Source organism: Streptomyces sp. WG5 (assembly GCF_049974565.1).
GTDB lineage: Bacteria > Actinomycetota > Actinomycetes > Streptomycetales > Streptomycetaceae > Streptomyces.
The window spans coordinates 170,277-189,988 of sequence record NZ_JBNGGC010000018.1; the positions used below are offsets into that span (position 1 = coordinate 170,277).

22 protein-coding genes and 1 pseudogene are annotated in these 19,712 nt (G+C 71.0%); 11 read left to right on the forward strand and 12 right to left on the reverse strand.

What is annotated here, in order from left to right; translation table 11 throughout:
* Positions 1 to 113: 113 nt before the first annotated feature.
* Both ACP4IX_RS20975 and hemL read right to left on the reverse strand, forming a co-directional pair.
* Positions 114 to 827, reverse strand: coding sequence for a histidine phosphatase family protein (locus ACP4IX_RS20975; RefSeq protein ID WP_426556354.1), 714 nt, complete (start codon positions 825 to 827; stop codon positions 114 to 116).
* Positions 828 to 886: 59 nt separating this feature from the next.
* Entirely contained in the window at positions 887 to 2,203 is a 1,317-nt protein-coding gene (hemL, locus tag ACP4IX_RS20980; RefSeq protein WP_426522247.1) for a glutamate-1-semialdehyde 2,1-aminomutase, read from the reverse strand.
* A gap of 339 nt (positions 2,204 to 2,542) precedes the next feature.
* Between hemL and ACP4IX_RS20985 the strand changes: the two genes are divergently transcribed.
* The 3 genes from ACP4IX_RS20985 to ACP4IX_RS20995 all read left to right on the forward strand — a co-directional run bounded on the left by ACP4IX_RS20985 (position 2,543) and on the right by ACP4IX_RS20995 (position 5,268).
* Positions 2,543 to 3,169, forward strand: a complete 627-nt coding sequence (locus tag ACP4IX_RS20985) for a hypothetical protein (protein WP_426522246.1) — start codon at positions 2,543 to 2,545, stop codon at positions 3,167 to 3,169.
* 297 nt (positions 3,170 to 3,466) lie between these two features.
* Positions 3,467 to 4,666 carry a hypothetical protein gene (locus ACP4IX_RS20990; RefSeq protein ID WP_426556336.1) on the forward strand — a complete coding sequence of 400 codons (1,200 nt, stop codon included), beginning with the start codon at positions 3,467 to 3,469 and terminating at the stop codon, positions 4,664 to 4,666.
* An 11-nt stretch (positions 4,667 to 4,677) separates the two neighbouring features.
* Complete coding sequence (locus ACP4IX_RS20995) at positions 4,678 to 5,268, forward strand: hemerythrin domain-containing protein (RefSeq protein ID WP_426556337.1); 591 nt, start codon at positions 4,678 to 4,680, stop codon at positions 5,266 to 5,268.
* 501 nt (positions 5,269 to 5,769) lie between these two features.
* Here ACP4IX_RS20995 and ACP4IX_RS21000 read toward each other — a convergent pair.
* From ACP4IX_RS21000 to ctaD, 3 genes are all read right to left on the reverse strand, one after another.
* Positions 5,770 to 6,291: a hypothetical protein gene (locus tag ACP4IX_RS21000; RefSeq protein WP_426556338.1), complete on the reverse strand. Its 522-nt coding sequence runs from the start codon at positions 6,289 to 6,291 to the stop codon at positions 5,770 to 5,772.
* 102 nt (positions 6,292 to 6,393) lie between these two features.
* Positions 6,394 to 6,768 carry a hypothetical protein gene (locus tag ACP4IX_RS21005; RefSeq protein ID WP_426522242.1) on the reverse strand — a complete coding sequence of 125 codons (375 nt, stop codon included), beginning with the start codon at positions 6,766 to 6,768 and terminating at the stop codon, positions 6,394 to 6,396.
* Positions 6,765 to 8,477, reverse strand: a complete 1,713-nt coding sequence (gene ctaD / locus ACP4IX_RS21010) for a cytochrome c oxidase subunit I (RefSeq protein ID WP_426522241.1) — start codon at positions 8,475 to 8,477, stop codon at positions 6,765 to 6,767. The genes ACP4IX_RS21005 and ctaD overlap by 4 nt, the downstream gene beginning before the upstream one ends.
* A 302-nt stretch (positions 8,478 to 8,779) precedes the next feature.
* Here ctaD and ACP4IX_RS21015 point away from each other — a divergent pair, with 302 nt between their 5' ends.
* Genes ACP4IX_RS21015 through ACP4IX_RS21025 form a run of 3 tightly spaced genes read left to right on the forward strand, consistent with a single transcriptional unit; the run spans position 8,780 to position 11,131 of the window.
* Positions 8,780 to 9,244, forward strand: coding sequence for a hypothetical protein (locus ACP4IX_RS21015; protein ID WP_426556339.1), 465 nt, complete (start codon positions 8,780 to 8,782; stop codon positions 9,242 to 9,244).
* Between the two features lie 20 nt (positions 9,245 to 9,264).
* Positions 9,265 to 10,437: a zinc-dependent alcohol dehydrogenase gene (locus tag ACP4IX_RS21020; RefSeq protein ID WP_426556340.1), complete on the forward strand. Its 1,173-nt coding sequence runs from the start codon at positions 9,265 to 9,267 to the stop codon at positions 10,435 to 10,437.
* The gene (locus ACP4IX_RS21025; protein WP_426556341.1) at positions 10,424 to 11,131 is read left to right on the forward strand and encodes a phosphodiesterase; all 708 of its coding nucleotides are present in this window, start codon (positions 10,424 to 10,426) and stop codon (positions 11,129 to 11,131) included. Before ACP4IX_RS21020 ends, ACP4IX_RS21025 begins: the two co-directional genes overlap by 14 nt.
* Before the next feature lie 86 nt (positions 11,132 to 11,217).
* Here the strand turns inward: ACP4IX_RS21025 and ACP4IX_RS21030 are convergent, their stop codons facing one another.
* On the reverse strand, positions 11,218 to 11,901 hold the full coding sequence (locus ACP4IX_RS21030; RefSeq protein WP_426556342.1) for a hemerythrin domain-containing protein: 684 nt from the start codon (positions 11,899 to 11,901) through the stop codon (positions 11,218 to 11,220).
* Positions 11,902 to 12,087: 186 nt separating this feature from the next.
* Between ACP4IX_RS21030 and ACP4IX_RS21035 the strand changes: the two genes are divergently transcribed.
* Positions 12,088 to 12,591 (forward strand): IclR family transcriptional regulator domain-containing protein, encoded by a 504-nt coding sequence (locus ACP4IX_RS21035; RefSeq protein WP_426556343.1) that lies wholly within the window; start codon positions 12,088 to 12,090, stop codon positions 12,589 to 12,591.
* A 217-nt stretch (positions 12,592 to 12,808) separates the two neighbouring features.
* Here ACP4IX_RS21035 and ACP4IX_RS21040 read toward each other — a convergent pair.
* Positions 12,809 to 13,045: pseudogene (locus tag ACP4IX_RS21040) on the reverse strand (site-specific integrase); the annotation flags it as partial.
* 140 nt (positions 13,046 to 13,185) lie between these two features.
* Positions 13,186 to 14,007, reverse strand: coding sequence for an SDR family NAD(P)-dependent oxidoreductase (locus ACP4IX_RS21045; protein ID WP_426556344.1), 822 nt, complete (start codon positions 14,005 to 14,007; stop codon positions 13,186 to 13,188).
* Positions 14,008 to 14,123: 116 nt separating this feature from the next.
* Between ACP4IX_RS21045 and ACP4IX_RS21050 the strand changes: the two genes are divergently transcribed.
* From ACP4IX_RS21050 to ACP4IX_RS21065, 4 genes are all read left to right on the forward strand, one after another.
* On the forward strand, positions 14,124 to 14,723 hold the full coding sequence (locus tag ACP4IX_RS21050) for a TetR/AcrR family transcriptional regulator (RefSeq protein WP_426522234.1): 600 nt from the start codon (positions 14,124 to 14,126) through the stop codon (positions 14,721 to 14,723).
* Positions 14,724 to 15,259: 536 nt separating this feature from the next.
* A complete protein-coding gene (locus ACP4IX_RS21055) occupies positions 15,260 to 15,661 on the forward strand; it encodes a DUF6153 family protein (protein WP_426556345.1) in 402 nt (133 codons plus the stop codon).
* Between the two features lie 117 nt (positions 15,662 to 15,778).
* The gene (locus ACP4IX_RS21060) at positions 15,779 to 16,432 is read left to right on the forward strand and encodes a DUF305 domain-containing protein (protein WP_426556346.1); all 654 of its coding nucleotides are present in this window, start codon (positions 15,779 to 15,781) and stop codon (positions 16,430 to 16,432) included.
* Positions 16,433 to 16,658: 226 nt separating this feature from the next.
* Positions 16,659 to 17,183 carry a DUF4396 domain-containing protein gene (locus tag ACP4IX_RS21065; RefSeq protein WP_426522231.1) on the forward strand — a complete coding sequence of 175 codons (525 nt, stop codon included), beginning with the start codon at positions 16,659 to 16,661 and terminating at the stop codon, positions 17,181 to 17,183.
* Positions 17,184 to 17,410: 227 nt separating this feature from the next.
* On the opposite strand, the gene ACP4IX_RS21070 is transcribed toward ACP4IX_RS21065, so the two are convergent.
* The 4 genes from ACP4IX_RS21070 to ACP4IX_RS21085 form a co-directional block, all read right to left on the reverse strand.
* Positions 17,411 to 18,124 carry a cation transporter gene (locus ACP4IX_RS21070; protein ID WP_426522230.1) on the reverse strand — a complete coding sequence of 238 codons (714 nt, stop codon included), beginning with the start codon at positions 18,122 to 18,124 and terminating at the stop codon, positions 17,411 to 17,413.
* Positions 18,124 to 18,459 (reverse strand): ArsR/SmtB family transcription factor, encoded by a 336-nt coding sequence (locus tag ACP4IX_RS21075; protein WP_426522229.1) that lies wholly within the window; start codon positions 18,457 to 18,459, stop codon positions 18,124 to 18,126. Before ACP4IX_RS21075 ends, ACP4IX_RS21070 begins: the two co-directional genes overlap by 1 nt.
* A gap of 160 nt (positions 18,460 to 18,619) precedes the next feature.
* Complete coding sequence (locus ACP4IX_RS21080) at positions 18,620 to 19,192, reverse strand: hypothetical protein (protein ID WP_426522228.1); 573 nt, start codon at positions 19,190 to 19,192, stop codon at positions 18,620 to 18,622.
* A 181-nt stretch (positions 19,193 to 19,373) separates the two neighbouring features.
* Positions 19,374 to 19,712, reverse strand: a 339-nt coding sequence (locus ACP4IX_RS21085; protein ID WP_426556347.1) for an ABC transporter permease, incomplete at its 5' end; no start/stop codon positions are given.

Here is a 19,712-nt window from a genome sequence, read left to right on the forward strand (position 1 = left end):
TCGGCCGCAGCCGGCGGCCCCGTGGGGCGTGCGGGACGGGCCGCCGCCCCGCGGAGGCCCGTCAGGCGTCGGGCCCGTCAGGGATGTCGGGCCCGTCAGGGATGTCAGGCCCGTCAGGCCCCGAAGGCCTTGCCCTGCCCCTTGACCGGCTTGGCCCCCGCGAGGAGGTGGGCCGGGACGAGGTCGCGGGCGGGCTCGGTGTAGCCGACGGAGACGATCCGGTCTCCCTGGTACGTGAACGTCGTCAGCGACGCCAGCGTGCACTGCCGCTTGCGCGGGTCGTGCCACAGTCGCCGCCGCTCGACGTACGACCGCAGGATCCAGATCGGCAGCTGGTGGCTGACGACCACGGCCTCGTGCCCGCGGGCCCGGTCCCTGGCCGCGTCCAGCGCGCCCATCATGCGCACGACCTGGTCGACGTACGGCTCTCCCCAGGACGGCTTGAACGGGTTGACCACGTGCCTCCAGTTGGCGGGCCGGCGCAGCGCGCCGTCGCCGATGCCGAAGGTCTTGCCCTGGAAGACGTTGCCGGCCTCGATGAGCCGTGTGTCGGTGGCGAGGTCGAGTCCGTGCGCCTTGGCGATCGGCGTCGCCGTCTCCTGCGCCCGCTCCAGCGGGGAGGCCACGACGTACGTCACGTCACGGGGGGCGAGGTGCTCGGCGACCCGGTCGGCCATGCGCCGGCCCAGGTCGGAGAGGTGGTAGCCGGGCAGGCGGCCGTAGAGGACGCCGGAGGGGTTCTCCACCTCTCCGTGCCGCATCACGTGGACGACGGTGATGTCGTCCTTCGCCCCGGCCTTCGCGCCGTCCTCCGTCTCACCCTTCATCTCGTCCTTCACCTCACCCTTCTCCGCGTCCTTCTCCTCGTCCTTCTTCTCCCCGGCGCTCACGCGGTTGCCTCCGCCGCCGCGCGGGCCGCCGCGGGAAGGGCGTCGGCGATGCGCTGGACGGCGCGCTCGTCGTGCGCGGTGGAGACGAACCAGGACTCGAAGGAGGAGGGCGGCAGGTAGACGCCGTTCTCCAGCAGCGAGTGGAAGAAGGCGGTGAAGCGGAAGGACTCCTGCGCCTTCGCGTCCTCGTAGTTGCGCACGGGCCCGTCCGTGAAGAAGACGGAGAACATGTTGGAGGCGGTCTGCAGCGTGTGCGCGACGCCCTCCTTGCTCAGCGCCTCGGTGACGAGGCCCTGGATCCGCGCGGACACGGCGTCGACGGTCTCGTACGCGGCATCGTCGAGGAGCCGCAGCTGGGCGAGACCGGCGGCGGTGGCGACCGGGTTCCCGGAGAGGGTGCCGGCCTGGTAGACGGGCCCGGCCGGGGCCAGGTGCGCCATGACGTCGGCACGCCCGCCGAACGCGGCGGCGGGGAACCCGCCACCCATGACCTTGCCGAAGGTCATCAGGTCGGGGACGACGCCCTCGACCCCGTACCACCCGGCACGGCTGGTCCGGAACCCGGTCATGACCTCGTCGGAGACGAACAGCGCGCCGTTGGCCGCGCAGGCGTCCTTCAGCCCCTGGTTGAACCCGGGCAGCGGTGGCACGACGCCCATGTTGCCGGGCGAGGCCTCCGTGATCACGCAGGCGATCTCGCCGGGGTGGGCGGCGAAGGCGGCGTGCACGGCGTCGATGTCGTTGTACGGCAGGACGATCGTGTCGCTCGCCTGCGCGCCGGTGACGCCGGGGGTGTCGGGCAGCGCGAAGGTGGCGACACCGGAACCGGCGGCGGCGAGCAGCGAGTCGACGTGACCGTGGTAGCACCCCGCGAACTTGATCACCTTGGTGCGCCGCGTGAACCCGCGGGCGAGCCGGATGGCCGACATGGTGGCCTCGGTCCCGCTGGACACCAGCCGCACCTGCTCCAGCGGGGCGACCCGCTCGACCATCGCCTCCGCGAGCGCGACCTCGCCCTCGGCGGGCGTGCCGAACGACGTCCCGCGCGCGACCGCGTCCTGCACGGCGGCGATCACCTCGGGGTGGGCGTGCCCGAGGATCATCGGCCCCCAGGAGCAGACGAGGTCGACGTACTCCCGGCCGTCGGCGTCGGTCAGGTACGGCCCGGTGCCGGACACCATGAACCGGGGCGTTCCGCCCACGGCCCGGAAGGCCCGCACCGGGGAGTTCACGCCGCCCGGCGTGACGGCCGCCGCACGGTCGAACAGAGCCTGCGAGGCCGGTGCTTCGTATGGATATGCCAGTTCGCTCATGACCTGCGACTTCTCCGACCTTCTCGACCTTCTCCGACGTATCGGACCCTTGCGCGGACCCTGCCCGGGCCCCACTCGGCCCCGCTCGGCCTCTGGTTGCCCAGGGTGACCTCATCAGGGTAGACAACCCGCCCGACCGCTGCGCCGTCTGCCAGACTGGAGCCCATCCACGCAGCTCAAGCGGGCGGCGCGGAGAGGGGCTGCCGCCGTCCCGCGGACATATGACGGACATATGTTTCACCGCACGTTTCGGCGAGCGGCCGTGGGGGAGGTCACTGACACGATGATCGGGTTGCGCGGCGGGGGCCACGCGTCCTAGAAAAGCAGTCGGGTGGAGATATGCATCGCGGTGGCGGACTGGGCGAGGGGACCGACGACCTGGGTCCTCGACGTGCCCGGCGGGGAAGGCACCGACGCGAGGCGGAGGAAGCGACCGAAGCACGTCAGACACACGGCACACCGAGCGAGCCCGACGGGCTCGGCCGACGCGCCGACCGGCTGGGGGCGGGGAGCAGGAATGGTGGTCGGGTGGGGGTGACCTACAAGTACTTCGGCGCGCCCGACGGCGCGACCGCGGCCCGCGTCCCGATCTCGATGCGCCCCGAGGAGCTCGGCGGCGACGAGCTCGGGATGAACGGCATGTTCACCAAGATCAAGCCGGAGACCATGGCCGCCATGGTCCTCACCGGCATCGAGGGCGTACCCCTGCACAAGGTCCCACCCCTGGAACTGGTCGTCCTGCACCCCGACTACGCGGTCGTGAAACTCCCCATGACCGTCGTCGACCCCCTGCGCGGCATCGGCGAGGAGGCGGTCGGCGCGGCGGCCTTCATCTGGTCGACGGTGCCGGACCGGGGCGGGCCGCGGGACGCGTTCAACGTGTACCAGTTGCTGCACGAGTGGCAGGACTTCAGCCACCGGCTGCATGAGGCGGGGCATCAGCCGTACTGCCTGGTGTGGCCCTGAGCTGGGGTTTCGTGGGATTCGGGCGGGGTCTTCGGGCCTCGCCCTTTTGCTTGCCGGGGATGGGGCCGTCAGGCGGCCAGGGCACATTGGTTTTGTTGGGGGCGCTGATGTGCCCCGGGTGGCGGCCGGTCCGCTCGCTCGGTTGACCCACCAGAGGGAACCATGCGGCCTGCGGGCGTGAGCGGTGGCTGGAAAGCACCGACGCTGAACAGACTGGGAGCCACGTCTGCGCTCGTCGCCCGAGAACGGGGTACCCCGGCGGCGCGAGTCCCCCCTCGGCCCCAGGAGGCACGCCCCATGACGTTCAATCCGCTGGAACAACGGGGTATCCCGTTGGACCGCCAAGTTCGCAGTTGGCGTGAGCTGAACGTGGCTCCGATCGACCCGGACCACTGCGACCCGTACACCCGGTGCCGGATCATCACGATGAACGGGATCGAGGTGGAGGCGATCCTGTTCAGCCACCAGCTCGCCCGGCACACGGTCGATCCGGAGATCAAGCGCCAGCTGGCGCGGGTGCGCTACATCGAGGCGCAGCAGCAGAAGGTCGTGAACTGGCTGCTCCCGGGTGTCTCCTCGGTCCTGGAGACGACGATCGCGTACGAGCAGGTGGCGGTGGACCTGACGGCGTGGGTGGCGCGGATGGAACCGGACCCATACCTGAAGCAGGCGTACCAGTTCGGGGTGCTGGAGGACTTCGACCACCTGTACCGGTACGCGAACCTGTACGAGATGATCGAGCACCGCAAGGCGGAGTCGATCGTCGACGGCCTGACCGAGGTCATGCCCGGCCGGCCCACCCGGTTCCACCACCGCGACCCGGTCGACAACGTCCGCGACCCGTACGCCAAGGACGAGACGAACCCGCTGTCGAAACTGCACGCGCTGACGATCATGTCGGCGGAGCAGCAGACCATGAACTTCTACATGAACACCGGCCCCACCTACATGGAGCCGATCGCCCGTCAGCTGTACCAGGAGATCGGGCTGATCGAGGAGGAGCACGTCACCCACTACGAGTCCCTCGTGGACCCGGGCGAGACGTGGTGGGAGCAGCTCGTCAACCACGAGTACAACGAGTGCTACCTGTACCACTCCTTCATGGAGCAGGAGAGCGACCCCAGGGTCAAGGCGATCTGGGAGCTGCACCTGAACATGGAGCTGGAGCACCTGCACGCCGCCTGCGACCTGATGCGCCGCCACGACGGCCGCGACCCCGCCTCGGTGCTGGCCCCCGAGCTGCCCAACGTGCTCACCTTCGAGCCGAACAAGGGTTACCTGCGCGAGCTGCTGGACACGCAGATGGACCTCACGACGCTTGGTGCCGGCTACGTGCGGGAGGCGCACGAGCGGTTCGAGAAGATGCAGGAGCAGATCCACGGCGGCGAGGCACCGCCGAGCGACCGGGTCATGACCGAGCACGATGAGATGTTCGGCCGTGAGTACCGCGTCCAGACCGAGGGCGAGCACCCCGACCCGACGCAGCGCGAGAAGTAGGGGAGGCCGAGATGTCCGAACTGCACACCCCCCACGCCGGGGACGACATGGCCAAGGACGACGACATCGTCTCCCTGCTGATGCGCCAGCACGGCGACATCCGCAACCTCTTCGACGAGGTCGAGGCGGCCACGGGCGAGGAGCGCCGGGATGCCTTCCGGCGGCTGGTGCGGTTGCTGGCCGTGCACGAGACCGCCGAGGAGGAGGTCGTTCACCCCTTCGCCCGCAAGGGCTTCCCCGGCGGCGAGCAGGTGGTGAAGGACCGTCTCGCCGAGGAGAAGGCGGCCAAGGAGACGCTGGCCGCCCTCGACGAGATGGACACCGACGACCCGAAGTTCATGCCGCAGCTGCTCAAGCTGCGCAAGGACGTCCAGGAGCACGCGCGGGCCGAGGAACGGTACGAGTTCACCCACATCCGCCGCAGCACCGACGTCACCAACCTTGCCGCGATGGCCAAGGCCATCAAGGCCGCCGAGGCGATGGCACCCACCCGGCCCCACCCGGGCGTGGAGTCCGGGGCGAAGAACATGGCCCTCGGACCGGTCGCCGCGCTAATGGACCGCACCAAGGACACCGTCCGTAGGGCCATGGGCAAGGGCTGACTCCGCGCCCTCCTGGCCAGCCGGGGCATCCGCCCGGGCGGCCGGGAGGCCGGGCGGCCGGGAGGGCGGAGCCGGCGTCCCGACCCGGCCGCTGTTTGCCCCCTGCCCCCCGGGGGACCCTGCGCCCATGAGCCAGAAGCCAGGTCGTCGCCGTATGGGCCAGAACCGGATGCTGTGGCTGCTCGACGTCCTGGGGCGTGATCCCAGGGCGGACGCGGCGATCGACAAGCTCACCAAGGGCGTGCGGGCGCTTCCGCTGGGCCGGGCCCGAGACGCGTTGCACGGCAGGTGGCTCGGCCATCCCGTGCACCCCCTGATGGTCCAGGTGCCGGTCGGCAGCTGGATGTCCGCCGCCGTGCTCGACCTGTGGCCCGGCCGCACCCGGGAGGCCGGCCTCCTGGTGGGGGTCGGGCTGGCGGCGGCCGGTCCGGCCGCGTTGGCGGGCGAGTGTAGACACCGAAAGCCGTCATGGCCGCCGCGTAGCGCGAGCGCACGTGGCGGTCACCGCCCCCGGGGCAGAGGTCCCACGTCGGATCGGCGGCCGGGGCGCATCGCCGCGTGCCGCTGCCCGGGACCGGGGCCCGACCGGGCGGCCAGGGCATCGGCGACCGCGCCGGTGACGAAGGCGTACACCGTCTTGTGCAGCAGGTCGACGGCGAGTTCGCGGCGGGGCCAGGTCTGGGGCGGGGCACCGACGCCGGTGGCGTTCTCCAGGATCTGGTCGGAGGTGACCCGGACGACGGCGAACTTCCCCGACGACCAAGGCCCGCGCAGCCCCGCGTGCGCCATCACCGACCGCAGAACCCCGAGGAGGGCGCCCTGCCCCAGGTGCATGGCCAGGTTCACCGGCACCGGCTGACGCCTGGAGTACTCTCGCATCCCGATCAGGCGTTCCAGTGTGCGGGCGGGGACGTGGGAGTCGGGCCGGTCGGTCAGCCGTTGCTCCGCCTTCTCGCCCAGCGTCATCACCAGCACTCCGGTCGTACCGGCCAGCAGTCCCTGCCACAGTGCGCGCTTCATCATGTGGCGGCGAGTACCCAGCGCGCCTCGGCTCACCTGCTCCCCGGCCTCGGGCGGAGACGGGCCGTCCGGGTCCGCACAGCGGGGGGGGGCGGCCGGGTCCGCTCAGCGGGCCACCGTGCACAGCGCACTGCTGACGGCGGCCGCGCAGGCCAGCAGGGCCGATGCCCAGGCACCGTGGCGTCTGAGCAGGTCGCGTCGCAGCCGCAGGTACCGGGCCTCGTACTCCCGGCCAAGCTCATCGGCACGGCACAGGGTCGCCTCGAACATCTCGCGGGAAAGGCGGAGACGGTGGGCGACGTAGTGCCGGGTGAGGTCCTCCGCCTGCGCGGTGGTCAGCCAGGGGAGGGCGTCGCAGAGCGCCTGCGCCTCCCGGTGTGCGGCTTGCCGGTGTTCCCGGGCCAGGAGGAAGCCTTCCGCCTCCGCCGCGATGCCCTGGGCGACACCGGAGACCGGACCGCGGAGGTGCCCGTCCGTCATCTCCGGTCGCCCTTGTGACCGCTCGTGTCGAACGCGTCGCGTTGTCCGGTGTTCTCCGCCTGGTCGAGGCCGGCGAGGCCAGGGTGGTGCAGGTCGAAGGCGGGGGACTCGGAGCGGACCCTGGGCAGGGTGACGAAGTTGTGGCGGGGCGGCGGGCAGGAGGTCGCCCATTCCAGCGAGCGTCCATAACCCCAGGGGTCGTCGACCTCGATCCGCTCGCCGCGCTGGGCGGTCTTCCAGACGTTGTAGAGGAAGGGCAGCGTGGACAGGCCCAGGAGGAAGGCTCCGATGGAGGAGACGGTGTTGAGGGCGGTGAAGCCGTCGGCGGCCAGGTAGTCGGCGTAGCGGCGGGGCATGCCCTCGGCGCCGAGCCAGTGCTGGACCAGGAACGTGGTGTGGAAGCCCACGAACAGCGTCCAGAAGTGCACCTTTTCCAGCCGTGTGTCGAGCATGGTGCCCGTCATCTTCGGCCACCAGAAGCTGAAGCCGGCGAACATCGCGAACACGATCGTGCCGAAGAGCACGTAGTGGAAGTGCGCCACGACGAAGTAGCTGTCGGTGACGTGGAAGTCGATCGGCGGCGAGGCCAGCAGCACGCCCGTCAGCCCGCCGAACAGGAACGTGACCAGGAAGCCGGCCGCCCACAGCATCGGCGGTTCGAAGGACAGCGAGCCCCGCCACATGGTGCCGATCCAGTTGAAGAACTTCACCCCGGTGGGCACGGCGATGAGGAAGCTCATGAACGAGAAGAACGGCAGCAGCACGGCGCCGGTGGCGAACATGTGGTGCGCCCACACCGTCACCGACAGGCCGGTGATGGCGATGGTGGCACCCACCAGCCCCATGTAGCCGAAGATCGGCTTCCGCGAGAAGACGGGGATGATCTCGGTGATCACCCCGAAGAAGGGCAGGGCGAGGATGTAGACCTCGGGGTGGCCGAAGAACCAGAAGAGGTGCTGCCACAGGATCGCCCCGCCGTTCTCCGGGTCGAAGACGTGCGCACCGAACTGGCGGTCCGCCTCCAGCACCAGCAGGGCGGCGGCCAGCACGGGGAAGGCCAGCAGGACGAGCACCGAGGTCAGCAGCACGTTCCACGTGAAGATCGGCATGCGGAACATGGTCACGCCGGGCGCCCGCATGCAGATGATCGTGGTGATGAAGTTGACCGCGCCGAGGATGGTGCCGAAGCCGGAGAGCGCCAGTCCCATGATCCACAGGTCACCGCCGGTGTACGGGGTGCGCTCACCGCCGCTGAGCGGTGGATAGGCGGTCCAGCCGAAGTCCGCGGCGCCCTGCGTGGTGAGGAAACTGCCGAGCACGATCAGGCCGCCGAAGGCGAACAGCCAGTACGACAGCATGTTCAGCCTCGGGAACGCGACGTCCGGGGACCCGATCTGCAGCGGCATGATCGCGTTGGCGAACCCGGCGAACGTCGGAGTGGCGAACAGCAGCAGCATGATCGTGCCGTGCATCGTGAAGGACTGGTTGTACTGCTCCGCCGACACGATCTGGAGACCGGGCCGCGCCAGCTCAGCCCGCACCACCATGGCCAGCACTCCCCCGATCAGGAAGAACGCGAACGACGTGATCAGGTAGAGGTGGCCGATCTTCTTGTGGTCGGTCGTGGTCAGCCAGGTGACCACGACGTGGCCCCGGCCACGGCGTTCGGCCACGGGGACGGGAGCCACCGGCTCGGTATGGGTCGCCATCACGTTCCTCACTCGGCGGAGCGCCTGGTGGTCGGCCGTTGGACGGCGACGGTCCCGCCCCTCCGGCCGTGTGTCTCGGGCAGCGTGTGTCCAGCCCTCGTGGAAGGTAGTTCGCTCCGGTACGGGACCGCGCCCGCATCCAGCCGATCGCGGGCCGAACGGGCCCCACGTTCCAGTCGGACGGGTGACGACGGGGGAGCGCCGGGCACCGGCCGCGGTGACCGTGGCCGTTTCGTCCGCGGTGCCACGGAAACCCGGCGCCGGACGGTGGCCGCCGGGACACCGGAAGCGGAGGGCGTTCGATGAGGAAGCTGTGGTGGGCGGTTCCGGTCGCGGCCGTCGGGGCGGCGGCCGTACGGCGGTCCCGGCCGGCGCACCGGGCCGACGAGCGGGCGGGCGACCGCTGGCTCACCGTGACGGTCAACCGGCCGCCCACGGACGTGGGGTCGGAGGGGAAGCTGCCGCCGCCCCTGGACGAGCTGGCGGAACGGATCGATGTGCGGATCCGGCCGGCGCCGGGCGACCGCGGCACGGAAGTAGCCGCGCGCTTCAAGGAGCCCGTGCCCGCCGCGTCCACGTCCGCGCCCGCGCGGCTGGCCGGGCAGGACCCCCGGCAGGAGCTGCGGCGCGCGTTGCGGGACGCGAAGTCTTTGCTGGAGGCGGGCGAGGTACTGCGGCCCGACGCGCCGCCCACGACCCGCTCCACGCCGGGCGGAAAGCTGGTCGAACTGTTCACCCGTCGCTCCGGTGGGGAGGGAGTGCTGTGAAGGCGCTGTGCTGGGAAGGCGTGAACAAGCTGTCCGTCGAGCAGGTCCCCGATCCGGAGCTGCGCAACGACCAGGACGTCATCGTGCGGCTGATCGCGGGCACCACCTGCGGCTCCGACCTGCACCTCATCGGCGGCTACATCCCGGCGATGCGCGCCGGTGACGTGATCGGCCACGAGTTCGTCGGCGAGGTCGTCGAGACCGGCTCCGCCGTGCGCAGGCACAAGGTCGGCGACCGGGTCGTCGTCTGCTCCTTCGTCGGCTGCGGGCGCTGCTGGTACTGCGCCAACGACCTGTGGTCCCTGTGCGACAACACCAACACCAACCCGGGCATCGGCCAGGCCCTCTTCGGCTACGAGACCGCCGGGATCTTCGGCTACTCGCACGCCATGGGCGGCCTGCGCGGCAGCCACGCCGAGTACGTCCGCGTGCCCTTCGCCGACTACGGCGCCTTCAAGGTCCCCGAGGGCATCGACGACACCAGCGCCCTGTTCGTCTCCGGCTCCGTGCCCACCGGGTGGATGGGCGCCGACCTGGCCGGGGTGAAGCCCGGTGACGTGGTCGCGGTGTGGGGCTGTGGCGCGGTGGGGCAGATGGCCGCCCGGGCGGCCGTCCTCAAGGGCGCGGAGCAGGTCATCTCCATCGACCGCATCCCCGAGCGGCTGGCGATGGCCGAGCGGTACGCCGGCGCGGAGACCATCGACTACACCGCCACGGACGTCGCCGCGGAACTGCGCGAGCGCACCGGCGGACGCGGCCCGGACGTGTGCATCGAGGCCGTGGGCATGGAGGCGCACAGCGACGGGCCGATGCACCTGTACGACCAGGCCAAGCAGCAGCTGCGCCTCCAGACCGACCGGCCCACCGCCGTACGCCAGGCCATCCACGCGTGCCGCAAGGCCGGCACCGTCTTCGTCCTGGGGGTCTTCGCGGGTGCCGTCGACAAGTTCCCGCTCGGTGCCGTGATCAACAAAGGGCTCACCGTGCGCGGCGCCCAGATGCACGGCCAGCGCTACATCCCGATGCTGCTCGAGCGGATGGCCGCCGGCGAGATCGAGACGGCCCACCTCGCGACCCACACCGTCTCGCTCGACCAGGCGCCCACGGCGTACGACATGTTCAAGGAGAAGACCGACGGCTGCGTACGCGCCGTCATCCGCCCCAGCCCTGAAGGACCGCGTGATCACCAGTAGGGTCGCCCACGGACTCGCCCGGCGCCTGGCCCGGTGGCGGTCGGCGCCGGCCCTGCACCCCCACGGGGTGCTGTGCACGGGGACGCTGACCGTCACCGCCGGCGCGGGGGCCCGGTGGGGGGTCCCGTGGCTGGACGGGTCCGGCTCCTACCCGGTGACGGTGCGCTGGTCGCGGGCGCTGGGCCTCCCCCGAGGGCTGCCGGACGGTCTGGGACTGGCTGTGCGCGTCGAGGGCGCCGACGGTCCGGGCAGCGCGCTCGACCTGCTGTTCACGTCCAGCCGCCCCGGCCGGTTCGGCCGCCACCTGCCTCTCCCCCGGTCCGACGCCCTGAAGGGGCCGTACTCGACCCTGTTGTCGTACCGGGTGGGTGATCGCGAGCGGGTGCTGGCGGCCTTCCCGGTGCACGAGCCCGACGCACGCCGAGAGGACGTGCGGCCGACTCTGTGGCAGGAACTCGCCCGCCGGCCCGTCCGGTTCGCCCTGCGGGCGGCGGCACCAGACGAGCCCTGGCGCACCTTCGCCACCCTGAGCCTGGAGGCGGTGCGCCCCGCTCCGGCCTCCCGCACCGTGTCCTACGACCCCTACGCGCACAACCTGCCCCGCCTGCACCCCACCGAACGGCTGCGACGCCTCCGCGACGCCGCGTACACCGGTTCCCGCCACGGACGAACCGCCGACGATCGCGACAAGTGAGGCGGTCGCTCCGGCGGCGGTGCCGACGACCGGCAGACGACAGGAAGCGCCCGCCATCAGCCGCAGCCGCAGCCGCATGAACGGCGTCAGCGGCCCTTCGGACGGCGGGTGGCACGAACCACGCGGGATACGGCGGCCGCAGCTCCTGCGGCAACGAAGGCCGTGAACGCGACGCGGCGGGCGGCGGAGCCACCGGCCGGTGCGAGGTCACGGAGCCGGTCGAAAAGGCTCAGGGGGACACCTCGCACAGCGTTGCCCGGCGGGCGCCGCGGGACGCCGGGGTGGGGGCGAGTCGGAGCGGTCGCCCGAACTGCTTCCCACACAGCGCCGATCCGCCGCAACCGGCGGTCGCCGAACGCGTCCCGCAGATGGGGCAGCAGCTCGTCCTCCTCGTCACGGATGTCCTGGCGGATCAGGGTGAACGCCTGCCGGATCCACTCGGCCCGCCGCGGGTCGTCGGGCGACTTCTCGACCTGTGCGACCAGCTCGTTGATCGCCTGGTGCTCCTCCTCCACCCGACCGGTGAGTTCCTCTCCGTCGGGAGCCACTCGACGCAGGACGGGCCACAGAACAGTCTCCTCCGCGAAGGCGTGACTGAACACCAGCTGGACGATGGCCTGCCACAGGGCATCAAGCTCGTCGTCCGAACCCCCGGCCAGCCAGCAGTTCATCATCCTGTCGAGCCGGGCGTGATCCCGGCGCTGACGCACGAGGATGCTGCCGTCGCCTCCCAGCGCCGCGGGATCCCGGTGAGTGATCGAGATGGTCACGGTCGTCGCTCCTGCCTCGCGGTGACGCCTGGGTCCGGACCGGCGCCGTCCTCCGTGCCGGAGGCGCCTCTGCCCTCGGGAGGACGGGCGCTGGCACGCGTACTGCAAGGGAACCCCGCGACCGCCGCCCGGCTCCTCGATACCGCACTCGCCACGGGGCTCGCCACCACCCACGAGGAGCACGCCGTGGCAGGGCCGCTGCTACTGCGCTGGGCAGCCGCACTCGGTCCGCTCCACTCCATCACCCCGATCGTCTTCCCAGCACTGCGGGACCTGGCACAGCAGACCGGAGAGACCATCGGCCTTGCCGAATACGAACCGGCCACCCGGACGGCACGCATGGCCTCCGTGGTACCGGGCAGCAAACCGATCCACTACGACCTGCCCACCGGATCGGACGTCCCTCTCGCCGCGGGCGCCGCGGGCAAAGCCATCCTCGCCTTCCTGCCCGACGACACCCTCTCCGGCCTTCCGCTGGTCACATACACCGACCGCACGCCACTGCATCGCACCACGATCAGGAAGGACTTGGCCCAGGTACGCGACCGCGGCTGGCCGTCGGCGACGGTGAACGCATCCCGGACGGCTACGGCATCGCCGTGCCGTACTTCGCCCAGCACACCGTGGCCGGCTCCAACACGGCCACCGTCCCGCGCCACCGGGCCGATGAGATCGACGTCGACGCAGTGAGAACCCGGCCTTCCGCCGCGGCCCTGTCGATCACACAGCTGCTGTCGGTATGACCGATGATCCGCCCGTTACGGTGTCCCGCCGAAGCCCTTGCACTGGGGAGTGGGCCGCACCGATGGCGACGACGCCGGTCAGGGGGCAGCTCCAGGCCGTCGGCACCGCGTTGAGCCAGGAGCCGCTACAGGAAAGGTGCGAGAAGCTCTCGGTCCCACCCCGGTCATGTGCCGGGCCGTCGGGCGACCAGGGCACATGGTGGACACATCGGTTCGGCCGAGGTCACTGATGTGCCCTCGGCGGCGGGCGGGTCGCCGTTGCCCTCCGCCTCTGTGCAGGCGTGGTCGATCGCCTTGCGGGTGCGGGTCTCACTGGACGGCAGCAGGTGCGTGTACGTCCGGAGCGTGAAGCCGGGATCCGAGTGGCCGAGGTACTCGGAGAGCGCCCTGACGCTCTCCCCCACTCCCCCATCCCGTTCGCCGAAGCGGGTCTGGACGGGCGCCCGTCCATGATGACCGGCGCCTCCGCCACCCAGTCGACCGACCGGAGGTCGCGTTCCACGAGGTGTGGGAGTCACCGCCCGCCGCAGGGCAGGCCCGGTCAGCCTGGAGCGACGCGGCTGAGATCCTCCCAGGACCGGTACAGATCCGTTCGGGCCCGGTCCATCTCCAGGACATGGTCGAAGGACTGGCTGCCCACAATCAGCCGTCGGGGCGGGTTCGGCAGTGCCGCCAGCTGCATGATGACCGGGGCGGCGGTGTCCGGCTCGGGGGCGACGGCGTCGCCCCACATCGCCTCCATCTCGGTGCGCAGCCGCTGGTAAGGGGGCAGGGGTTCGGTGTTCGTGGTGCCGGCGGTGAACAGGCCGGTGTTGTAGCCGCCCATCTGCACGATGGTGACCTTGATGCCGAACCCTTCGACCTCCATCGCGAGTGCCTCGCTCACCGAGTCCAGTGCCGCCTTGCCCGCGCCGTAGTAGCCGACCGTGGCCATGCCGCCGCCGCTGCCCATCGAGGTGACCTGAAGAAGCCGCCCGCCGCCCTGGGCACGCAGGTGCGGAAGGACCGCCTGAGCCACCCACACGGCGCCGAAGAAGTTCACATCCATATGGGCCCGGATCTGCTCCTCCGTGGCCTCCTCCACCATGCCGTAGAGCATCGCTCCCGCGTTGTTGACAACGACGTCCAGCCTGCCGAAGGCGGCCGCCGCGTGCTCCACCGCGTTGAACACCACCCTGCGGTCGGCCACGTCCAAGGGCAGCGGGACCAGGTGGTCGGGGTACTCCTCGGCCAGTTCCTCCAGGGGCCCGATGTCACGGGCGGCAGCCACCACGCGGTCGCCACCTGCCAGGGCGGCCACGGTGAAAGCGCGCCCCAGGCCACGGGATGCGCCGGTGATGAGCCAGACCCTTGTGCCCGTCATGATGCGTCACCTCAAGTAAGTAAAACGAGCCGTCTCGGTTCGCTATGACCGTAGAGCATGAGAGCAATCACAGCAATACGGTTCGTCTCGTTTCCTTTCCTGGGTAGGCTGGCCGCATGTCCACGGAGAGAGGGCCGGACCATTCCCGGCGCAAGGAGCGGTCCCGGCAGGCGATCCTCGCGGCTGCCCGCGCCCTGGTCGCCGAAGAGCCGTACGAGAAGGTCACGCTCGAAGCCATCGCCGCGCGCGCCGGCGTCGGCAAGCAGACGATCTATCGGCGGTGGCCGTCGAAAAGCGCGGTCGTCGTCGCCGCCCTTCTGGCTCTGAGCGAGGATGCGGACGGGCAGTCGGTCACGCTGCCGGACACCGGTGACCTCCGAGCCGACCTGGGGCTCGTCATGCGCGCCACGGTCGAGGAGTTCGCCGACCCCTCCTTCGACAAGCTGATCCGCGCCCTGAACACCGAAATCGCCAATGACGCCGCGCTGGCAGCCGAGTACCGCGCGAAGCTGGCCGGGCCGCTGGACGAGGCGAAGAAGGCACGCCTGCGCAGCGCCCAGAAGGCGAGCCAGCTCGCCCCTGACGCCGACCTCGACCTGGTGCTCGAAATGCTTTACGCGCCGCTCTTCCTGAGGTGGCTGCACCGTAGCGGTCCGCTGACGACCGCGTACGCGGATTCGCTCGTTGACGCGACACTCAGAGCCTTCGGCCCCTGAAGAACGGGAGTGGCCGGCTGGGTGCGGGGACGACGTCCGGAGGAGCCGGAGGCATCCGAACCGGAGACGTGGCGGAAGCGGTGCACCGCGCCGCACCATCCGGATGCGATTCCTCCCCGGCGTGAACGCCGGAGCCTCCTCGCAAGAATCAGGCGAACAGGGCCCGAAGGCCGTCCGCCGGGCCACGGCCCAAGGCTCCGTCCCACCGCCTCGAACCGGTCGCCCCCCTCTGCGTGCCGCCCACGAGGCCCTCACCCGGCTCAACCGGCTCCTGGTACCCCGGCTCGCCGGCTGGACCGCGGCTGCAACCTGCTCGATCCGCTGCCCCGACACGGCCCGGCTGCGGCCGGCCGGTCCCGGGCGACCCCCGGCGGATGGCCGGTGCCCCCGGCTGAACCACACCGGACAGGCGCTCCGACCAGTCACCGAGGGCACAAGCCAGGGTGTATGAGACCGGAAAACGGTGTGCCCAGGCCGGCAGGCGGGACGGCTGACCGGCGAGAGGCGTGCCCGGGGCCCGCTCGTACGATGGGTGCGTGAGCAGGAGCACCCGAGCAAGCAGCCGCCCGGCCGGGCGGCTGTTCGTGCTGCTGGTGATGGCGGTGCTGGCCGGCGTGCTGGGCATGCACGGCCTGGCCCCCGGGGCGACGCCGGCTGCGCAGAAGGGCGCAGATCACGCCATGGTGAGGGACGCGGCGGACGGTGTTCCGCATGCGGGCGGGGGTTGTACGCACACGGATGGCGGATCGAGCCACCTCGATCACGCAGATGGGACGTGTGCGGCTGCCGGTACCGGTTCGGCGTACACGCCGCCCGCGTTGACCGCCGCCTTGCTGGACCCGCCACCCGCCCCTGCACCCGCTGCCGGGTTGTCGGGGTCGCCGCACGACGGCCGGGCCCCGCCCGATCTTTCCGAACTGCAACTCCTGCGGATATAGAGCGGCCCGCTCGGCACCCCTGTAGCCGGTGCTTCCCGGTGACGGTGCCGTGCTTCCGCACGCCCTGACATCCCTTCCACCGCGCGCCGTGACGGCGCGTCAAGGAGTTGCACCACCATGATCCGCAAGCGTTCCCTCATCCGCCGTACCGCCGCCGTTGCTGCCGCGAGTGCGGCAGCGCTCGTCCTGGCCGCCTGCGGCGGAAACGGCGACGGCGACAGCTCGGCCGGACACGACGGCCACAATGCCACCGCTCCCTCGTCCGCCCCGGCGTCGGCATCGGCCCCGGCCTCGGCATCGCAGGAACAGCACAACGCTGCCGACGTCGCCTTCGCGAAGGGGATGATCCCCCACCACCGCCAGGCCATCGAGATGGCTGACCTCGCGCCCGACCGTGCGCAGTCGGCCGAGGTGAAGAAGCTTGCCGCAGACATCAGGAAGGCCCAGGACCCGGAGATCAAGACGCTCTCCGGCTGGCTGACCTCCTGGGACGAGGAAGTGCCCGCCGAGGGCGCCATGGACCACTCCACGCACGGCATGGGCGGCATGATGTCGGCCGAGGAGATGACCGAGCTCGGGAATGCCTCGGGCAAGGCGTTCGACACCGCCTTCATGGAGTTGATGATCAAGCACCACGAGGGCGCGGTTGAGATGGCGGAGACCGAGCAGTCCGACGGCGTCTACGGGCCGGCCACGAAGATGGCCGGAGAGATCATCGCCTCGCAGAGCGCGGAGATCGAGCAGATGAGCATGCTGCTCGGCAAGAGCTGACCGCATCACGTCAGCGCGGGGCGGGCACCACCGACGCCCGCCCCGCGCATGCCCGGGCCCGTCGCCTCTCCTCCGCGTCACTCTCCTGTCTGCCGGCGCCGGGCACTGGCTGCTCCTTTACCGCCCGGCGCAGGGCCGGACCAAACCTGGGAATATACCCCTGGGGGGTACAGTTGGTGGTGTGACCTCCAGGGTCCCTGTGGAACGCCGAAGGGAGATGACGGTCATGGACCACGGCACGCACCAGTCCGGCACCGCGCACGGCCACGGCACCCGTACGGGCGGCCACGGCGGGCATGGCGGAGATCACGCGCACGGCGCGACCTGGGCGACCGCGATGAAGGCGACGCTGCACTGCCTCACCGGGTGCGCCATCGGTGAGATCCTCGGCATGGTCATCGGCACCGCCCTGACATGGGGCAACGTGCCGACGATGGCCCTGGCCATCACTCTGGCCTTCGTCTTCGGCTACTCCTTCACCCTCTTCGCGGTGGTGCGCGCCGGGGTGTCCCTGAAGGCGGCGATCAAGGTGGCGCTGGCCGCCGACACCGTCTCCATCGCCGTGATGGAGCTGGTCGACAACGGCATCATCGCGCTGACGCCGGGAGCTATGGACGCTCACCTCTCGGACGGACTGTTCTGGTACGCCCTGCTCGGCGGCTTCGCCGTGGCGTTCGTGATCACCACGCCGGTCAACAAGTGGATGATCGGCCGCGGCAAGGGCCACGCCGTCGTCCACGCGTACCACTGACCCGGACCGTCGCATCGCCGGCACGCTCGGCGCAGAAGCGGCAGTGCCCGTGCAGGTCCGCGTGGGCGGCGTACCTGGGGTCGCGAACAGCGCATCCGTCCGTCGACGTCAACGCCCGGTCCATGGGCGGCGGGTGCGCCCTGGCAGCAGAGACGGGACCGTTCCGCACTGACGATGCCGGCGCGGAACGGTCCCGGCATGTCCCACCGCCCGCCGGCCGTGGGCGGTCAGCCGCAGCAGTCGCAGTCGGCGCGGCAGCCGCAGCCGCCCGCCCCGGCGTCGGCGGCCGAGGCCGCCAGGGTCGCAGAGGGTGCGCAGCATCCCTTGCCCTGCCAGGCGTCGTGGCCTTCCTTGAGGGCGAGGGCGGCGATGACGAGCGCGGCGATCGGGTCGGCCCAGGTCCAGTCGAGGGTGGCGTTGAGGACCAGGCCGGCCAGGAGGACGGCCGACAGGTACGTGCACAGGAGCGTCTGTTTGGAGTCGGCGACCGCGGAGGCGGACCCGAGTTCGCGGCCGGCCTTGCGCTGGGCGGCGGACAGGAACGGCATGATCGCGAGGGAGAGGGCGGCGATGACGATGCCGGGGACGGAGCGTTCGGCCTCGCCGGTTCCGGTCAGGGCGCGGACGGCGTCGACGGTGACGTAGGCGGAGAGCGCGAAGAAGGAGACGGCGATGATCCGCAGGGTGCGTTGCTCGCGGGCCTCGCGGACGGCGTGGTCGCGGGCGGAGAACTGCCAGGCGACCGCGGCGGCGGACGAGACCTCGATGACGGAGTCGAGGCCGAAGCCGATCAGGGCCGTGGAGGAGGCGAGGGCGCCGGCGGTGATGGCGACGACCGCCTCCACGGCGTTGTAGGTGATCGTGGCGGCGACCAGCAGGCGTATGCGCCTGGCGAGGGCCTCGCGGCGGACCGGGGAAGGGCCGAGCGATACCGCGGCCATCAGCAGCAGCCCTCGTCGTCGGCGTCCGGGCAGGTGCGGTCGCTCTCCACGGCGAGCACGGCGGTACGGAGGTCGTCCAGCGCGTGGCCGAGGCGCGGGTCGGCGAGTTCGTAGCGGCTGCGGCGGCCTTCGGGGACGGCGACGACCAGACCGCAGTCGCGCAGACAGGCCAACTGATTGGACAGCCGGGTGCGGGAGATGCCGAGGGCCTCGGCGAGGTCGGAGGGGTAGGCCGGCGCCTCGCGCAGCGCGAGCAACAGGCGGCAGCGGATCGGGTCGGCCAGTGCCCTGCCGAAGCGGGTCAGGGCGTCGAGGTCGGTCGCGAAGGTCAGCACCCTCCAACAGTACACATAATCTTGAATTCAAGAATTCTTGAATCATTCGGTGTTCCCACACCCCGCAGCGCGATACCCGTGTTCGTACGTGTCGCGTTCGCCGCCGAGATGACCAACGCCCGCTGCCCGGGCGCGCTGCGCCGGTAAGCCGCGGTGACGGTCAGTACACCGAGGCGGACACCGCCGACCAGCGGTACGGTCGCCGGGTGCAGCCCGTACGGGCGCTCAGCCCTGATCGGCTTGCGGGCTCGGTGGCCGCCTCGGGTGCCGCCTCGGTGGCCGTGCCACCCGTGTCGGCCACGGTCCGCGAGCGGTTGCGCGCGAAGACGACGAGACGCAGGACCGCGAACCGCGCGACACCGGCGAGTGCGGACGCGGACAGGTAGACGGCCTGCTCGAGCACCGCACCGGCCGTTGCCACCAGGTGGTGCAGGGCGAACATCGCCACGCAGGTCACCGCGTACGCGGCCGCCGCGGATCCGGCCGACTGCGCGTGCTGGCGCCAGGTCGCGTGCCTGCCCGCCCCGAAGGTGAACCGGGCGTGCAGCTCGGTGGCGAGCAGCGTGGAAACCGCGGTGATCAGGGCGTTGGCCAGGGCCCAGGGGAGCCAGGAGGCGAGGGCCGCCACGGCGAAGCTGGAGGCCAGCCCCACCCCGCCGCCGCAGAGCACGAAGCGAGCGAAGGCGGTGAAGGCGCCGGGTGCCGCCTGCTGCCGGTTCTGTGCTGTGTCCATGATCCGCCCCCTTTTTTCGTCCGGCTCGCTCCGTGAAACGCGCGCTCCTCGGCTCCGCGGCCGAGAAGCGCGCCATACAGTGGTGCCATGATGGCACACCCATGGCACTACTGTGAATCGAATTGGCAGCACCGGTGACTGTGGTGGCACCACCGACGGTCAGAGGCCGCGTCCGCGCCGGCTACCGCGGATCGCGGCCGAAGGACGCCTTCGACCAGAAGTAACCGAGCGCGGTGAGAGCCAGGCACCAGGCGACCGCGAGCCAGCCGTTGTGGCCGATCCAGGTCCCGAGCAGCAGGCCGCGCAGGGTCTCGATGGCGGGGGTGAACGGCTGGTACTCGGCGACCGGCTGGAACCAGCCCGGCATCGCGTCGACCGGCACGAAGGCGCTGGAGATGAACGGGAGGAAGATCAGCGGCATCGCGTTGTTGCTCGCCGCCTCCGCGTTCGGGCTGACCAGACCCATGCCGACCGCGATCCAGGTGAGCGCGAGAGTGAAGAGCACCAGCAGTCCGAGTGC